Origin of the sequence: Thiemannella venezuelensis (assembly GCF_014203605.1) — a bacterium.
Classification (GTDB): domain Bacteria; phylum Actinomycetota; class Actinomycetes; order Streptosporangiales; family Streptosporangiaceae; genus Planomonospora_A; species Planomonospora_A venezuelensis.
On record NZ_JACHJJ010000026.1, the window covers coordinates 15,959 to 32,273 of the forward strand.

A 16,315-nucleotide genomic window follows, 5' to 3' on the forward strand; every position below is an offset into this window, starting at 1 on the left:
ATGGCACCACCACGTAAGCCCTCGCGCGCGACGATGATCACCGCGGGTGTCGCGATCGGGGTGTTCGGGGCCGGCGCGGGACTGGGGGCCGTCATGTCCGCGAACTCCCGGGCCGCCCAGACGGAGACGGTACGGCTCGCCGCAGGCACCTACGTCCTCAACGCCGGGACGGAGGCGTGGACCACCGCGGCACAGCGGGACGACGCACCGCCCTCGGGCTCCGGCGACGGCGGCCCGGCCGCCGCGAGCAAGGACACGCGGGTCTGCCTCTCCCTCACCACCGGCGGGCAGGCGGTGAACGCGGGAGGCTCCGACTGCCTCGCCCTCCCCTCGATCGGCGGCGCCCTCACCGCTCTCATCCCCGGTAATCCCAGTTCTGATCCGGTTCGCCCTTCCAAGAAGTCGTCCGATCCGCCGAAGAAGTCGTCCGATCCGCCGAAACCGACCGCCTCCACCCCTCCCAAACAGCCACCGGCGCAGCCGGACCCCGTCCAGCCCCCTCCGGTGCAGCCCTCGACGACCAAGAAGTCCACCCCGGCTCCCGACCCCAAGCTCACCAAGAAGGCCACCAACGAGCTGGAGGGCAGCGACGTCACCCTGAAGCAACCCATCAAGACCATCGACACCCGGCCCTCCGGCGGCGCTTCGCCCTCCCCCGGGCCCGCCCGCACCGGAGCCACCGGACAGCCGTCCCCGCCCGTGGCCGCCGGGAAGCCGTCCCCGTCCGCGACCGCGGGGAAGCCGTCCCCGTCCGCGACCGCGGGGAAGTCCACCCCACCGGGGAGCAGCGGGAACCGCCCGCGAGCGAACACCGGCAGGTCCGCCACCCCGGCGCCCCCCGCCACCGCCCCGTCCGCGACCTCGTCCCCCACCCGCACCCCGTCCAACGGCAGGGTCGCGCCGCCCTCCGTCGAGACGCTCCGCCCGGCGCTGCCGTCCCGGGGCGCCCGGGGCCCGGCGGCCTCCCCTGACATGCGGCCTCCCGACCAGGACGGGACCCGGACCTCCCCTGACATGCGGCCTCCCGACCAGGACGGGACCCAGACCTCACCGCCCCTCCGGACTTCCGGACCGGAGCGGTTGGAGACCCGCGGCACGGACGTGGAACCGCCCGCCGCCCCGCCTCCCTCCGAGTCCTCCTCCTCCGGGGATTCGGTCCGGGGCGACCCCTCCCTTCCCGTCTTCCAGGACCCGGAACTCCTCCGGCGCGCCTACGAGGCCCTCGGCCTGGACAGGAACATGCGGTACACGGACGCCAACGGCGTCTGGGACCTCAACATCGCGCCGCCGGGCACCCCTCCGTGCCGGAACTACACCGCCGACGAACTCCGCGCGCTGCGCTCGGCCCAGGACGGCACGGCCCTGCCCGAAGGCGTCATCCCCCGTGACTCGTGCCAGTGGCCCGCCTTCATCCGCTGGCTGTTCGCGGATCCGGCCCCCGGCGAGGTCAGCAACTGGACCAAGTTCACCGGCCTGCCCGAACGCGACCTGGAGCTCGTGGTGACGGATTCCCCCACCGTACGGCCCAGCTCCGCGCCGTCCGGCCACCAGCGGCCCGACTCCGGTTCGCCCGGCAGTCGGCAGCCGGACCCGTACCAGGTCGACCCCTACCAGGTCGACCCCTACCTGCCCGACTCCGGCCCGGTCGCCCCCGCACGGAACGGACCCGCGCAGCCCGATCCCGGGCGGAACGGACCCGCGCAGCCCGATCCCGGCGAGTTCCCACCGGACTCCGGCGAGTACACGGGCCCGTGAACGCGTCCGCCGGAACCGGGGACACCGTGCTCGACCCCGGCCAGTGGGCGGCATGGGTGGGTGAGCACGGTGCCCACCTGCTGGACTACGCCGGATACCACCTCGGCGCGGAGCAGGCGACGGCGGCGGCCGCCCGCGCCGTCGCCGTGTGCGGGACGACGGCCGCTCCCGTGGGCGTCTCGGTCCGGGCGCGGCTGCTGGCCGTACTCCGCCGCGACCGCCTCCACGCGCCCGGTCACCGGGAGGGGTACGTCCCGGGCACGGGGCCGGGCATGCCGGACGCCCTGCTGATCGAGCGGGCATGGCGGCTCGTCGACCCGCTGGGCGCGGAGGCCCTCCGGCTGATGTTCCGCCACGGGCTGGCACCGGACGACCTCTCCCACGTGCTGGCCCTGCCCGCGGACGAGATCGGCGGGCTCGCGACCAGGACCCAGGACATCATCGAGAGTCTCGTGAGCGCGCTGGACGGCCTCGCCCACGGGCGCGCCCCCTGCCCCGGACTCCGCCCGCTGCTGGACGCCGCGTTCCCCGGCGAGCCGTGGCACTCTCCCGCCGCCGCGGGAAGCACGTACCCGGACCCGTCACCCGCGGGCACGCACCCGGCGCGCCCGCCCGCGAGCACGGGCGCGGCACCGGCGTCCCCGCCGGAGGCGCACGACTCCGGAGGCGCACGCGCGGACCTGCTCTCGCACATGGTCAGGTGCCCGGTGTGCACGCGGCCGATCAGCATCCGCTACACGGTCCCGCAGATGATCGCCCATCCGCCGATCCAGCCCCTCACCGCCGAGGCCGGAAGGCGGTTCCTGGACGCCCTGCCACCGGCCGCCCCCCTCCCGGCGACCGCGGCCCTCCCCTCGGGCGCGGTCCCGGCTCCGGTGACGGACCCTCCCGCGGGTTCTCCCGGAGCCGCGGTCCCGCCGGCGGCCATGGGCCTGCCCGCCCGGCGCGGCACCGCCCCGTACGCGATGGCGGGCCGGGGCCCCGCGAGGACGGCCCGTCCGAAACCGCCGCCGGTACCGCCACCCGTGGCACCCTCCGCACGGCGGGAGGAGGAGACCCTCCCCTCCCTCCCGGCGCTCCGCGCGCGGCCCGCCCCGCCGCCGGTCCCGCCGGAACCGGGGCGGGACACCCCCCTCTACGACGCGCTGCTCTCCCAGGTCTGGGCCCGCGAGATCCTGGCCCGCACCGACGGCGCCCCCGCCGCCGGGCGCGCCCGGCTCGACGTCCCCCCGTCCATCCCCGCCTCCGCCGTACGGCCTCCGGCCGGACCCCGCGCCGGATCCGCGCAGAGAGCACGCGAGCCGGAGCGGCACCGCCGCGGATCCCGGCTCGCCGATGCGGTCCTGTGGGCCGGGGCCAGGGTCCGCGCCACGACGATCAAGATCGTCATCATCGTCGTCGCGGGCGCCGCGGGCACCCTGACCGGGATGAACCTCCTGGGCCCCGCCATCGGAGGCGAGGCCCCGGCGCGGTCCCTCCCCTCCTCCCTGCCCCGGGCCGCCACGACCGCCGCGCACCCCCCGTCCTCCGCGCCCTCCGCCACGGCGGGGAGCGGGCTCGCGGCACGGCTGCGCATGCCGTCCGAGATCACCCTGGACGAGTACGGCAGGGGCAGCGCGACCCTCACCTCCCTGCCGGGGGGCGCGCCGGAGGACGCGCTGGAATGGCGTGTGTCCGCCCCCGGCCTGACCGTGAGCCCCTCCGGCGGCACGCTGGAGCGGGGCGACACGGTCGTGATCACCCTGCGCGCCGTGCGCGTCCGCCACTGGTGCGGCGCCCCCGCCCCCGTCACCGCCCCGCTGACCCTCCACGGACCCGACGACTCGATCTCCGCGACGGTGCGCTGGCGCACCTGCTGACCGCCTCCCGCCCCACCGTCCTCCGCGAAAGGACCCCGCCCCATGGCAGAGACCTCTTCCCCGATCTCCTCCCCCGCCCACCACGTGCCGCCCACCCCGCCCGAGCCGCAGCCGGCGCCCCCGTCCGCGCAGCAGCCCGCTGCTCACACCACCGGGACGCGGGCGGAGGCGGCGTCCGAGACCCTGGCCGGGGCGCCGTCCGAGGCGGCGTCCGGGACGGATCGGGAGACCGGGTCCGAACCGCAGCCGGAGACGGTCCCGCTCACCGCGGAGCACCTGCTCACCAACCGGCGGGCCGAGCCCTCGGGCGGCTGGCGGCGGCTCGTCTGGCAGCTCTCCGGCAAGAGGTACATCCCCGCGGAGTCCGCGGCGGAGATCGAGCGGCGCACCCTGATCGCCCACGCCCAGACGCCGGTCGCGAGCGGGCACCACCGGATCGCCGTGATGAGCCTCAAGGGCGGCGTGGGCAAGACGACCACGACCGCCGCGCTGGGCAACACGCTGGCCTCCCTCCGGGGGGACCGGGTGATCGCGATCGACGCCAACCCCGACCGGGGGACCCTCGGGCTGAAGGTCAAGTCCGAGACGGCCGCGACCATCCGCACCATGCTCGCCGAGGCCCCCCACATCCTCCGCTACGCCGACGCCCGCGCCTTCACCTCGCAGTCCCCCGCCCGGCTGGAGATCCTCGCCTCCGACACCGACCCCGCCGTCAGCGAGGCCTTCGACGCGGAGGACTACCGCACGGTCGCCGGGCTGATCGAGCGCTACTACTCGATCTGCATCACCGACTGCGGGACCGGCCTGCTGCACGGCGCGATGGGCGCGACCCTGGAACTGGCCGACCAGATCGTGCTGGTCAGCCTGGTCGCCGTGGACGGGGCGAACTCGGCCGCGGCCACCCTGGACTGGCTCAACGCCCACGGCCACGCCGCTCTGGCGAAGAACGCGATCGTCGTGCTGAACGCGGTGGAGCCCAAGGGCGACGTGGACCTGACGCTGCTGGAACGCCACTTCGCCTCCCGCTGCCGCACGGTGATCCGCGTGCCGTACGACCCGCACCTCAAGGAGGGCGCGGAGGTGGACCTGACCCGCCTGCGGCCCACCACCCGGGGCGCCTACCTGCGGCTGGCCGCGGCCGCCGGCCAGTCGTTCGGCCTGCACCCCGCCCGGAGCCGCTGATGTCGCCGGCCGTGGAGGAGTCCGTGCTCGACGTCGACCTGGGCCCGCCCGGGCGCGCGTCCCGGCGGCGGGCGCTGGCGGTCCTCACGGTCGTCGCGGCGGCCGCGGTCGCGCTGGGCGCGTGGCTTCTCCTGCGCGCCGCACCCGGCCCGGCGGTCTCCTCCGCCACGCCGGCCCCCTCCTCCGGGGTCGTCCTCGCCGCGCCCTCCGCCTACCACGGCGAGGCCGGCTACCCCGTCGGATTCCCTCGGACCGAGCTGGGCGCGGTCTCGGCCGCGGCCGCCGCGCTGGAGGCCGCCTGGACGCTGGACGCCGCCCAGGCCGAGCAGGCCGCGGTGCTGTACGCCCTGCCGGAGCAGCGCGAGGCCGCCCGCGACGGCGCGGACGCCACGGTCCGCGGCTGGCGGAAGACCCTCGGCCTGCCGGAGGAGGGCGAGCTGCCCGAGGGGGCCGCGCTGCGGACCGAGACGGTCGGCGTGCAGTGGCACACCCGGGCGCCGGACCAGGTGCAGGTCTCCCTCCTGGTCCGGGTGGACGCCGTCCGCGGCACCGCGGAGGCCGGACCGTCCTACTCCAGCCCCTTCGCCATGAGCGTGCTCATGGTCTGGAGCCCCGGCGCCCGGGAGGGAGCGGGGGACTGGGTCAACACACCCGACCCCCTGCCCGCGGTCGTACCCGAGGTCGCGGCTCCCGGCACCCCCGAGTTCACCGCGGCCGGCTGGCAGGCCGTCGCCCGTCCCTCCTCATAGACCGAGGAAGATAGACCGAGGAAGAGCCCATGCCCCCACGCACCCCCTCCCGGCGCGTCACCCTCGTCTCCGGCCTGCTCATGGCGGGGATCTCCGCGACGACCAGCGCCGTCATCGCCCAGCCCTGGGTCGCCGCCGCGGAGCCCCTCCCGGCTCCCATGCCGATGCCCGCGCCCTCCTCCGACCCCGCGTCCCCTCCCCGCCCCTTCTCCGCGGAGCCCGCGCCGACGGACTCCGCGGAGGAGACCTCGATGCCGGTGCCCGAGCCGGAGGAGGAGGATCCGTTCCTCCCGCCCGCCCGAGCCCGGCAGCCGGTTCCTCCCGTGTCCGCCCGGCAGCAGGTTCCTCCCGTGTCCGCCCGGCGGCCCGCTCCGGTGCAGTCCCCGCGCGCCCGGCAGCCCGCGACGGCCCCGCCCGCGCGCGCCCGGCAGCCCGCCCCCGCCGCGAGCCGTACGGCCTCGCCCGCGCCGTCGCCCACCCCCTCCGCCACGGCCACTCCGTCGGCCACGGCGAGCTCCCGCCCGGAGGAGACTCCGCGTCCTTCCCAGACCGCCTCCAGCCCGGCGCCCGCGACCGAGAAACCCGCCTCCCCCAGCCCCACCACGGAACCGAAACCGACCGCCACTGGGAAGAAGACGCAGACGTCCGCCCCCAAGCCCTCCACCAAGCCCTCCTCTACCGCCAAGCCGGCCGCCTCCGCCAAGCCCTCCACCCCCAAGCCCTCCACCAAGCCCTCCTCCACCGCCAAGCCGGCCGCCTCCGCCAAGCCCCCCACCCCCAAGCCCTCCACCAAGCCCCCCGCCAAGCCCTCGGTCAAGACCTCCGCCACGGCTCCGCGCCCCGCGACGAAACCGGCGCAGGCACCGCGGGCGCCGCAGCCCCAGACGGCCGTTCCCGACCAGACCGCGTCCACCGCCACCGGAGGACCTGCGCAGGGCTCCCCGGCGAGGCCGTCGGTGCTCGCGATGGCGCCGCGGACCGTGCCGCTCCCGCCGCTGGCCGTTCCCTCCACCGGGCAGTGCCGCCCGCCCGCCGCCGCCTGCTGGGGCCTGGCTCCGTGGCACGGCCGTACCGCCGGCTCCCCCGGCGCCGCGCCGCCGGCGGTCCTGCGGGACCAGGCGGGACAGGACCCGGCCGGACGGGACCGGGCTGCACAGGACGGGACCGGGCAGGACGGGACCGGGCAGCGGCCGGTCGCGCCCCGCTGGGTCTTCGCCCCGCCGTCCGTCCTGCGCCCCGCCCCGGCGGCGGACGCGGTTCCGGACGGCCGGGCGCTCCCGGGCCGGACCGGCTGCTGGGCCTTCAGCCCGCCCTCGCTGTGCGCCAGGCCGGAAGGACGGTAGCCGTGGTCTCCCGTTCCCACCTGCGGACAGGCGTGTTCAGCATGGTGCTGGCGCTGGCCCTGAGCACGCTCACCACGGCCCGGGGGGAGGCCGCCCCGGCCTGCCCCGCCGTACCGGACGCCTCCAGCGCCGCCGCGGCCCACGGCTGGGGCGCGCCGGCCTGGTGCGCCGAGTTCGGCGACCACCTGCAGCCGTCCGACTGGGTCTTCTACGACTCGCCCGGGCACGCGGGCAACGGCCGCCGCTCGTCCGGCCAGCTCTACCTGGGTGACGGCACGCTCTACCTGTACGGCCTCGCGGACGGGACCACCGCGGGGCTGGCCAGCAGGCACGTCCAGACGTACGGGCGGTGGGAGACCCGCATCCGGCTCTACCCCGGCGCGGGCTCCTACCACCCGGTCGCCCTGCTCTGGCCCGCGCAGGGCGGGGGGAACGTGCGCAGCACCACCGGTGAGGAGATCGACTTCCTGGAGGTCATCGACGACCCCGAGCGGCAGCGGCCGAACTTCTTCCTGCACACCCCGCAGGGGCAGGAGCAGGCCCACGCCGAGGTCGACATGACCACCTGGCACACCTACGCCGTGGAGAACGGCCCGGGCGGGGTCGTCGGCTACCTCGACGGGCGGGAGTGGTTCCGCTCGCCCAACGCCGCGCACAGCCCGATGTCGGCCTGCCTGCAGCTCGACTGGTTCCCCGGCCGGGGCAGCCCCGGAGAGGCGTGGATGGAGGTGGACTGGCTGCGCATCTACCCGATGGGGTCCTGAGAGGCCCGCCCGAGCCGCATCTCCAAGAGCTGGCCCGGCCACTCCCCGACCGTGAACGGCTCGGTCCTGGTGAAGCCCTGGCCCTCGTAGTACTTCACCAGCCGGCCGTCGTCACCGGCGTAGCAGTCGACCCTGACCAGCGAGACTCCCCGCGCGGCCGCCTCGGCGGGGGCGAGCGCCAGCAGGGCCGAGCCCACACCGCGGCCGTGGAAACGCCGGTCGGTGACCAGCGCCTGCACGTAGAGCTCGGGCTCGGGCGCGGGCGGGATGTAGGGCATCGGAGGTCCGAGGACGATGCACCCGGCGGGCTCGCCGTCGAGCTCGGCGATCCGCATGCCGCCGGACTCCGCCCACCCGGTGATCCGCTCGACGCGGGCGGGATCGGCGGAGAAGGGCTCGCTGCCCCACTGGCCGGTACGGCCCCGCGCCGTCAGCCAGGCCACCGCGCTGTCGAACATCCTCAGAACAGCATGAACGTCGCCGATATCACCATTGCGGATAATCACCGGCGGATCGTAACAGGGCCAGATTCGCCACACGCGACACCGATAAAAGTCGGCCGGAGTTCTTATCCGACCCTTATCAGGGATTAGTACACTCGGTCACGGCCGTTACACAGCTCGCCTGCCGCGGGAGCACGTCCTGGCCCATTCCCGTCTGGAGTCACGTGAGCAGCCGGTCGACCGACGAATCCGCAAAGCCCGCACGCCGCCCCGGCACGCCCCGGCGCCGCCGGTGGGTGTGGTGGCTGGCGGGGGCGGTCACGACCGTGGCGGTCGCGCTGACCGCGACGGCGGTCGGCGCCTACGTCAGGCTGGCCGGGAACGTCAAGCACATCGAGGTCGGCAAGGAGGACCTCGGGGTCCGGCCGGCCAAGGTGGCGACCAAGGCGATGAACGTCCTGGTCGTCGGCTCCGACCAGCGCAACGGCAAGAACGCGAGGTACGGCAGGTTCGCCGGGGAGCGGACCGACACGATCATGCTCGCGCACATCTCGCCGAAGCGGGACAACGCGATGGTCATCAGCTTCCCGCGCGACTCGATGGTCCAGCTCCCCGCCTGCCGCGCCCGCCAGGGCCTCCCCGGCCAGCAGCCGCACATCGGGATGATCAACGAGTCGTTCAACTCCGGCGGCATCACCTGCACCTGGAAGACGGTCGAGACGCTCACCGGCATCCACATCGACCACTTCGTGAAGGTCGACTTCACCGGGTTCAAGGGCATGGTCGACGCGGTCGGCGGGGTCGAGGTCTGCCTGCCCGAGCCGGTCAACGACACCAAGGCCCTGCTCACGCTCCCCGCCGGCCGGCAGACGCTCATGGGCGAGCAGGCCCTCGGCTACGTCCGCGCCCGCTACAGCCTGGGCGACGGCTCCGACATCGGGCGCATCCAGCGGCAGCAGATGTTCATCGCCTCGATGGTCAAGAAGGTCATGAGCGGCGAGACGCTCACCGACCCGGCCAGGCTCTTCGGCTTCCTCGACGCGGCCACCAAGTCGGTCACCACCGACCCCGGCCTCACCCCCGTCGTCATGAAGGACCTGGCGACCAGCGCGCAGGGCCTGACCGCCGGAAAGATCCACTTCATCACGACCCCGTGGCGCTACTCGCTCACCCACCCCGGCAAGGTCGAGTGGGTGGAGGCGCAGAGCAGGAAGCTCTTCGACATCGTGGCGCACGACCGCCCGGTCTCCGACTCCGGCATCAGGGGCGGTCAGGCGAAGGTGGCCCGGTCGAAGGTGCACATCGAGGTGCGCAACGGGACCTGGCGCTCCGGCCTGGCCACCGTGGCCGCGGCCCTGCTGGAGGAGCGCGGCTACCACATCGCCAAGATCGGCGACACCCGGCGCAAGCCCCAGCCGAAGACCACGATCTCCTACGGCCCGCTCGGCGCGACCAAGGCGCCGACCCTCTCCCGCGACCTGGTGGCCTCCGCCGGCCGGCTCGTCCCCGCGGCGAAGACCGGGCGGCTCATCCTGACGATCGGCGACGACTGGCAGGGGCTCAAGGAACTGCCTCCCGCCACCGCCGGCCTGAACAGCTTCGACGCCACCCACGACTCCTGCACGAACACCTGACCTCCGCGGGCACGGGCCGGTCGGCCGCGCATGCCCCAGCCCGTCCCTCCAAAGTGCTCAATCGGTGAGCACTTTGGAGAGGAGGATGGTCGTCGACACCGCCGGAGGAAGGAACCACCGATGTCGCGAGCACCGGCCGCCGCCACCCGCCTCACCGACGACCTGGGAACGGCCGGAAGGCCGATGCACTTCGCGGACGCCGCCCAGTGGGAGGCATGGCTGGCCGGGCACCACGAGACCGGGGGAGGCGTCTGGCTGAAGATCGCCAGGAAGGGGTCGGCCGTCGCGGGGATCACGATCGCGCAGGCGCTGGAGGTCGCGCTGTGCTACGGCTGGATCGACAGCAACCGCAGGTCCTATGACGAGCACTGCTTCCTGCAGCGGTACTCGCGCCGCCGCAGGGGCGGCTCCTGGTCGCGGGTGAACGTCGAGCACGTGGAGGCGCTGACCGCCGCCGGGCGCATGCGCCCGCCCGGCCTGGCCGAGGTCGCCGCCGCCCGGGCGGACGGCCGCTGGGCGGCGGCCTACACCGCCCAGCGCGACGCCGCCGTCCCGCCCGACCTGGCCGAGGCGCTGGCGGCCCGGCCGGAGGCCGCCGCCCGTTTCGAGGCGCTCGGCAAGACCGACCGCTACCTGGTGATCCTGCCGCTGCTCAAGGCCAGGACCCCCGCCGGACGCGCGGCCCGCCTGGAGAAGGCGGTCTCCGGCCTGCTTCACCGGTGAGAACCGGGGGCCGGTCCGCGGCCGCCACGATCTCCCCGTACCGCATTGACTAGGAGAAATGTCAGTTCTTTAGGTACATTGCGCGGGCATGAGGAGACTTGGCCTGACTTAGGGGGCGCGATGAGAGCCCGTATCACGGGCGTCGCGACGTATCTGCCCGAGCGGACGCTGACCAGCACCGAGGTGGAGCAGCGGATCGAGGGATACGTCCCCCACCGGGGGATCGTCGAGCGGATGACGGGGATCCGCCGGCGGCACGTGGCGCGTGACGACCAGCAGGCGTCGGACCTGGCCGTCGAGGCGATCCGCAGGCTCGGCGCCCCCGGCGTCCCCGGCAGGTCCGGTACGGCCGGCGGCGGCGCCGGCGCGGGCCACCCGGGCTACGCCGACGCCGACCTGCTGATCTTCGCCTCGGCCTCGCAGGACATGGTCGAGCCCGCCACCGCGCACATCGTCGCGGCCAAGCTCGGCCTGTCGTGCCCGGTGTTCGACGTCAAGAACGCCTGCAACAGCATGCTCAACGGCATCCAGGTCGCCGAGGCTCTGGTCCTGTCGGGCGCGCACCGCAAGGTGCTGGTGTGCTCCGGCGAGACCCCGTCGCGGGCGATCCGCTGGCAGGTCCGGGACCGGGCGCAGTTCGTCGACTCCTTCGCCGGGTACACGCTCTCCGACAGCGGGGCCGCCGTGCTGGTCACCGCCGACGACGAGCGCGGCATCTTCTACCGCGACTTCTCCGCCGACTCCACGGCCTGGGCGATCGGCACCCTGCCCGGCGGCGGCTCCGCCCACCCGCGCGACCTCGAGTACTCCTACTTCCGGGGGGACGGGCGGCGGCTGAAGGAGGCCTTCGAGCGGGTCGGCCCCGACATCTTCCTCAACGCCCTCAAGCGCACCGGTCTGACCTGGGACGACTTCGCCGTGGTGGCCGTGCACCAGGTGGCCCTGCCGTACCTGCGCTTCCTCGCCGAGGTGCTGGACGTCCCGGAGGAGAAGCTGGTGGTCAGCCTGCCCGAGCACGGCAACTGCGCCTCGGCCACGCTCCCGCTCCAGCTCTCCCTGGGCGCCTGGCGGCCCGGCGACCGGGTGGCCCTGCTCGGCCTGGGCGGCGGGATCAGCACGGGCGTGATGCTGGCGGAGATGTGATGGACCTCTGGGTGATCATTCCGGCCTACAACGAGGCCGCGAGCATCGAAGCGACGCTGCGGGCGCTGGAGGCGCAGGACGACCGGGACTTCACGCTGGTCGTGGTGGACAACGCGAGCACCGACGGCACGGCCGAGATCGTCCGGCGGCACGGCGTGCAGGTGATCTCCGAGTCCCGCAAGGGCACCGGCGCCGCCTCCGACACCGGCGTGCGCCACGCCATCGGGCGCGGCGCGACCCACATCGCCAGGACCGACGCCGACTGCCTGCCCCGCGCCGACTGGGTGCGCAACATCCGCCGCGCGTTCGGCGACGGCCTGGAGATGGTCGGCGGGCGGCTGCGCCCCCGGACCGACGAGTTCCCGCTGAAGTTCTGGGAGCGGCGGTTCATCCCGGCCGTGGTCCAGGTCGCCGCGACGTTCGGCCGCTTCCGGCCGGGCAACCGGGATCCGCTCTACAAGGGCCCGTACGTGATGATTCCCGGCTGCACCCTGGCAATCACCGCCGACCTCTACGAGCGCGCCGGCGGCTTCCCGAGGACCGCGATCGAGGAACTCCACGAGGACCGCGCGCTGGTCAACCGGGTCCGGAAGGTCACCTCCGCGTACGGCTCCCGCCGCGACGTGGTCGTCTTCGGATCCGTGCGGCGGCTGCGGGCGTACGGCCTGGCGGGCACCCTGGGCTGGTACGCCGACCACCGCTACCGCCCCGACGTGGTCGACGTGCGATGACCGGCCCGCCGCCCCCGCGATCCGGCGCCCGCGCCGCGACGGGTCCGGCCCTCCGGCGGCTGCGCGCCCCCGGCGGCCCGCTGGACCACGAGGCCCGCCTCTACCTGGCCGCGCACCCCTTCGCCTACCCCCTGGTCCGGCTGCTGGCCCGGCTGGGGCCGGTGGTCCGGGTGCCGGGGCTGGGCGTGGTGGTCAACGACGCCGCCGTGGCGCGCGCCGTACTGACCGACGAGCGCTTCCGCAAGGACGGCCCCGGCTCGCCCGGCGACCTGTGGACCCCGGTGCTGGGACCGTCGGTGCTGCTCAACATGGAGGGCCCCGGCCACCTGGCGCTGCGCAGGAAGCTGATGCCGCTGTTCACCCCCGGATACGTCGCGGACCTGGTGGCCGAGGTGCTGCGCGGGCCGCTGGCGGAGCTGGACGCACGGCTGGCGCGCGGCGAGACCGTCGACCTGGTGGACGTCATGCGGGTGATGGCCGGGGCGGTGATCTGCCGGACGATCGGGCTGGGCAGCGGGTCCGGCGGGGTCTCCGAGGAGCGGGCCAGGGAGCTGTTCGCCGAGGGAGAGCGGATCGTCTCCATGGTCTCGCTGCGCTCCCGGCGGCTCTCGGACCGGCAGGTGGCCCTCGCCCGGCGGGTGCTCGACCGGATCGGGGACATCGCCCAGGCCGCCTACGAGGCCGGGGACGAGTCCACGATCATGGGCCGGATGCGGGGCCTGGGCCTGTCCGCGGCCGAGGCCCGGGGTGCGGCGGGCGCGTTCTTCCTGACCGGCACCGAGACGGTCGCCACCTTCGTCCCCCGGCTGGTCGCGCTGGTCGACGACCACGGCACGGCCGTGGACGACCTGGACCGGGTGATCGACGAGGCCATGCGGGTCACCACCCCGACGCCGGTGATGCTCCGTTCGGTGGCGGCCCCCGTGCTGATCGGCGGGAACGGCGAGCTCCGCGGGCTCCCGGCGACCGGCGGGAAGGGCGGTGCCGGGCGGACCCGGGGGGTGGCGGTGCGGCCCGGCGACCGGGTGCTGATCGCCACCCACAACTGCGCCCGCGCCCACGGCCCCTTCGACCCGTCCCGGCCGCACCCGCCCGAGCTGCGCCGGCTCTGGTTCGGCGCCGGCCCGCACTTCTGCATCGGCTACCCCCTGGCGCTGGCCGAGATCCGCGCGGTGGCGTCGGTGCTGTTCGCCCGCCGTGTCCGGGTCGTACGGCGCCGCGCGGCCCGGAGGGTCCTCATCCCCACCTACGAGCACCTGTGGATCACCGCCTCCTGACCTCCGGGGGCCCTCCCGGCCCCCGACCCCTGCGAACTGGACCCTCCGCATGAACGACATCATCACCGGGATCATGGCGACCGCCCGGCGGGAGCCGGACCGGGCCGCGATCATCGACGGCCGGGGCCGCGAGCTGGCCTACGGCGAGCTGGCCCGCCGGGTGGACGCCGTCCGCGCCGCGCTGGCCGCGCCGGGCGGCGGGACCGGTCGCGGAGCCGGCGGCGGGACCGGTCCCGGGAACGGCGGCGGGCTCCGGCCGGGGGACGGGGTGCTGTTCGCGGTACGGCCCGGCGTGGACGCGGTCGTGACGGCGCTGGGCGCGGTGGCCGCGGGCGGGATGCTCGTGCTCGCCGATCCCGGGCTGGCCCCCGGCGTGCTGGCCGCCCGGATGGCCGCCACCCGCCCGGCGTGGGTGGTCGCCGAATCGCTGCTGCACACGTTGGGCGGCCCGCTGAAGTCCCTGGCCCGCCGCCGCGGCCTGCTCCTGCCCGACCTGCGCGACCCGCTCCCCGGGCACCCCGTCCGCCATCTCTACACGGGCCCCTGGCTCCCGGGGGTCCCACGCGGCGCCGTACGGCTGGCCGGTCTGATCGCACGGTCCGACGGCCCCGGAGCGGCCGGACCGGGGCGGGCGGGCACCGGAGCGGACGCGCCGGACACGTCCGGGATCCCGGCGGACCAGCCGGCAGCGGTGATCTTCACCTCGGGGACCACCGCCAGCCCTCGCGGGGTGGTGCACACCCGGGGGTCGCTCGCCGCCGGGCTGGAGCTGTTCCGGAGCGCGTTCCCGCTGGGGCCGGGGGACGTCGTCCACACCGACCAGCTGATGCTCGGGCTGCCCGCGCTGATGGCCGGGGCCGCCTGGTCGCTCCCGGGCGGCGGACCCCTGGTCGAGGAGCTGGCGGCGCGGAGGGCGACCCACACGTTCGCCGTCCCGGTTCACCTGGACCGGCTGCTCCGCCGTACGCCCAGGCTGCCGGAGACCCTGCGTCACCTGCTGCTCGGCTCGGCCCCCGCGCCGGCCGGGGTGCTGCGCCGGGCGGTGGAGGCCGGGCCGCAGGTGCTCTCGGTCTACGCGATGACCGAGGCGCTGCCGATCGCGATCGCCTCGGCGGAGGAGAAACTGGCCCACACCGGAGGGGACCTGCTCGGCGCTCCGCTGCCCGGCGTGGGCGTGCGGGTCGGCGGCGACGGCGAGCTGTTCGTCTCCGGGCCGCACGTCGCCCCGCACTACCTCGGCGAGGGGCCGCTGCACGAGGTCGCCACCGGCGACCTGGTCCGGATCGAGGGCGGCCGCCTGGTCCTGCTCGGCCGGAAGAAGGACATGCTCCTGCGCGACGGGTTCAACATCTACCCCGGCCTGTACGAACCGGCGATCACCGCCCTGCCCGGCGTCGCCGAGGCCGCGATCGTCGGCCTGGCCGACCCCGGGACCGGGGACGAGGAGGTGGTGCTCGCGGTCGTGCCCACCGCCGGGTACGACGAGGCCCTCCTGGGCAAAGCCCTCCCGGACGTCGTGGACGCCGCCGCGCTCCCCGACCGGATCGTCGCCCTCGACGCCTTCCCCCGCGCGGGCCGCGCCGACAAGCTCGACCGCGCCGCCCTCCGGAACCTGGTCGCCCGCCGTGGCTGAGCGCCGGGACCGCCGCGCCCCCGCCCACCGGCCGGGCGTCCGCGGAGGGGGTCCGCGGTGAGGGTCGCGGTGACGGGGGCCTCCGGGTTCGTGGGCGGGGCGGTCTGCCGGGCGGCCCGCGCTGAGGGGTGGCGGGTGCACGCCTTCGGGCGGCGGGGGCGGGTGGAGCCGGAGCACGTCGGCGGCGCGCCGTACACCCCGTGGGACCTGCTCGGCGAGCGGCCCGGACTGCCCGAGGTGGACGCGGTGGTCCACTGCGCGGGGAGCGTGACCGACTGGGGGCCTCCGCGGGAGATCTGGGCGGCCAACGTGACCGGGACCAGGAACGCGGCGGAGGCCTTCCCCGGGGCCAGGTTCGTGCACGTGAGCACGGCCAGCGTCTACGACCCGTTCCGGCCGACCGTGCTGGCCCGCGAGGACGAGGCCCCGGTGGCGCGGTACGTCAACGCCTACGGCGCGTCCAAGGCCGAGGCGGAGCGGGCCGCGGCGCGCGCGGCGCCGGGCCGGGCGGTCGTCCTCCGGCCGCACGCGGTCTACGGACCGGGGGACACGACCCTGCTCCCCCGGGTCCTCGGGGCCGTCAGGGGGCGGCGGCTGCTCGCGGTGGGCGACGGACGGCAGCGGATCAGCCTGACCTCGGTCGGCAACCTGGCCCGGGCCTGCCTGCTCGCCGCCACGGCGCCCCTCGGCGAGCAGGGCGCGGCTCACTGCGGGGGTCACTGCGGGGGTCACTGCGGGGGTCACTGCGCGGACCACGGCGCGGGCCGCAGGGTCTTCAACGTGACCGACGCCGAGCCGGTCGTGCTGGACGACGCCCTGCGTGCGATCCTCGGCGAGAGGGGGATCGACGCGGAGCCGTACTACCTGCCGCCGAAGCTCGTGGAACCCGTCGCCGCCGCCGCCGAGACGGCCTTCAGGCTGCTCCGGCGCGCGAGTCCGCCCCGCCTCACCCGCTACGCCGCCGGTCATCTGGCGGTCGAGCGCACGCTGGACATCACCGCCGCCCGGCGGGTGCTCGGCTACCGGCCCGAGGCGACCTCGTTCGCGGGCGCCGCGGGCTGGTGATCCGCGCCATGACA

Annotated in this window: 14 protein-coding genes; 13 read left to right on the plus strand and 1 reads right to left on the minus strand. The window is 75.5% G+C overall.

The annotated features are described in order from the left end of the window. The 6 genes from FHS22_RS29715 to FHS22_RS29740 are packed head-to-tail and all read left to right on the plus strand — an operon-like array spanning position 1 to position 7,652. Positions 1–1,755, plus strand: a complete 1,755-nt coding sequence (locus FHS22_RS29715; protein ID WP_184947083.1) for a hypothetical protein — start codon at positions 1–3, stop codon at positions 1,753–1,755. Continuing rightward, on the plus strand, positions 1,752–3,614 hold the full coding sequence (locus FHS22_RS29720) for a hypothetical protein (protein ID WP_184947086.1): 1,863 nt from the start codon (positions 1,752–1,754) through the stop codon (positions 3,612–3,614). Before FHS22_RS29715 ends, FHS22_RS29720 begins: the two co-directional genes overlap by 4 nt. 42 nt (positions 3,615–3,656) lie before the next feature. Further along, positions 3,657–4,796, plus strand: a complete 1,140-nt coding sequence (locus FHS22_RS29725; RefSeq protein ID WP_260408427.1) for a MinD/ParA family ATP-binding protein — start codon at positions 3,657–3,659, stop codon at positions 4,794–4,796. Then, positions 4,796–5,545, plus strand: a complete 750-nt coding sequence (locus FHS22_RS29730; RefSeq protein WP_184947089.1) for a hypothetical protein — start codon at positions 4,796–4,798, stop codon at positions 5,543–5,545. Before FHS22_RS29725 ends, FHS22_RS29730 begins: the two co-directional genes overlap by 1 nt. A gap of 29 nt (positions 5,546–5,574) precedes the next feature. Then, positions 5,575–6,888 (plus strand): hypothetical protein, encoded by a 1,314-nt coding sequence (locus tag FHS22_RS29735; protein WP_184947092.1) that lies wholly within the window; start codon positions 5,575–5,577, stop codon positions 6,886–6,888. Between the two features lie 2 nt (positions 6,889–6,890). After that, positions 6,891–7,652, plus strand: a complete 762-nt coding sequence (locus FHS22_RS29740; RefSeq protein WP_184947095.1) for a glycoside hydrolase family 16 protein — start codon at positions 6,891–6,893, stop codon at positions 7,650–7,652. On the opposite strand, the gene FHS22_RS29745 is transcribed toward FHS22_RS29740, so the two are convergent. Then, positions 7,634–8,110 carry a GNAT family N-acetyltransferase gene (locus FHS22_RS29745; RefSeq protein ID WP_184947098.1) on the minus strand — a complete coding sequence of 159 codons (477 nt, stop codon included), beginning with the start codon at positions 8,108–8,110 and terminating at the stop codon, positions 7,634–7,636. The two genes, FHS22_RS29740 and FHS22_RS29745, sit on opposite strands and share 19 nt — an antisense overlap. A 209-nt stretch (positions 8,111–8,319) precedes the next feature. On the opposite strand from FHS22_RS29745, the gene FHS22_RS29750 reads away from it, so the two are divergent. The 7 genes from FHS22_RS29750 to FHS22_RS29780 all read left to right on the plus strand — a co-directional run bounded on the left by FHS22_RS29750 (position 8,320) and on the right by FHS22_RS29780 (position 16,301). After that, positions 8,320–9,729, plus strand: a complete 1,410-nt coding sequence (locus FHS22_RS29750; RefSeq protein ID WP_338048013.1) for an LCP family protein — start codon at positions 8,320–8,322, stop codon at positions 9,727–9,729. 120 nt (positions 9,730–9,849) lie between these two features. After that, complete coding sequence (locus tag FHS22_RS29755) at positions 9,850–10,452, plus strand: YdeI/OmpD-associated family protein (protein ID WP_260408428.1); 603 nt, start codon at positions 9,850–9,852, stop codon at positions 10,450–10,452. A gap of 120 nt (positions 10,453–10,572) precedes the next feature. Then, the gene (locus FHS22_RS29760; RefSeq protein ID WP_184947101.1) at positions 10,573–11,595 is read left to right on the plus strand and encodes a 3-oxoacyl-ACP synthase III family protein; all 1,023 of its coding nucleotides are present in this window, start codon (positions 10,573–10,575) and stop codon (positions 11,593–11,595) included. Beyond that, positions 11,595–12,326, plus strand: a complete 732-nt coding sequence (locus FHS22_RS29765) for a glycosyltransferase (protein WP_184947104.1) — start codon at positions 11,595–11,597, stop codon at positions 12,324–12,326. Before FHS22_RS29760 ends, FHS22_RS29765 begins: the two co-directional genes overlap by 1 nt. Further along, complete coding sequence (locus FHS22_RS29770; protein WP_260408429.1) at positions 12,323–13,603, plus strand: cytochrome P450; 1,281 nt, start codon at positions 12,323–12,325, stop codon at positions 13,601–13,603. Before FHS22_RS29765 ends, FHS22_RS29770 begins: the two co-directional genes overlap by 4 nt. Before the next feature lie 49 nt (positions 13,604–13,652). After that, entirely contained in the window at positions 13,653–15,236 is a 1,584-nt protein-coding gene (locus tag FHS22_RS29775; protein ID WP_184947107.1) for a class I adenylate-forming enzyme family protein, read from the plus strand. A gap of 57 nt (positions 15,237–15,293) precedes the next feature. Continuing rightward, a complete protein-coding gene (locus FHS22_RS29780) occupies positions 15,294–16,301 on the plus strand; it encodes an NAD-dependent epimerase/dehydratase family protein (protein ID WP_184947110.1) in 1,008 nt (335 codons plus the stop codon). The last annotated feature ends 14 nt before the right edge of the window (positions 16,302–16,315 follow it).

Bases quoted from the DNA above. Each gene is read 5' to 3' on its own strand.
- FHS22_RS29735 (WP_184947092.1), top strand. From the start codon at position 5,575: ATGCCCCCACGCACCCCCTCCCGGCGCGTCACCCTCGTCTCCGGCCTG.
- FHS22_RS29715 (WP_184947083.1), top strand. From the start codon at position 1: ATGGCACCACCACGTAAGCCCTCGCGCGCGACGATGATCACCGCGGGT.
- FHS22_RS29730 (WP_184947089.1), top strand. From the start codon at position 4,796: ATGTCGCCGGCCGTGGAGGAGTCCGTGCTCGACGTCGACCTGGGCCCG.
- FHS22_RS29770 (WP_260408429.1), top strand. From the start codon at position 12,323: ATGACCGGCCCGCCGCCCCCGCGATCCGGCGCCCGCGCCGCGACGGGT.
- FHS22_RS29725 (WP_260408427.1), top strand. From the start codon at position 3,657: ATGGCAGAGACCTCTTCCCCGATCTCCTCCCCCGCCCACCACGTGCCG.
- FHS22_RS29765 (WP_184947104.1), top strand. From the start codon at position 11,595: ATGGACCTCTGGGTGATCATTCCGGCCTACAACGAGGCCGCGAGCATC.
- FHS22_RS29745 (WP_184947098.1), bottom strand. From the start codon at position 8,110: ATGTTCGACAGCGCGGTGGCCTGGCTGACGGCGCGGGGCCGTACCGGC.
- FHS22_RS29755 (WP_260408428.1), top strand. From the start codon at position 9,850: ATGTCGCGAGCACCGGCCGCCGCCACCCGCCTCACCGACGACCTGGGA.
- FHS22_RS29775 (WP_184947107.1), top strand. From the start codon at position 13,653: ATGAACGACATCATCACCGGGATCATGGCGACCGCCCGGCGGGAGCCG.
- FHS22_RS29760 (WP_184947101.1), top strand. From the start codon at position 10,573: ATGAGAGCCCGTATCACGGGCGTCGCGACGTATCTGCCCGAGCGGACG.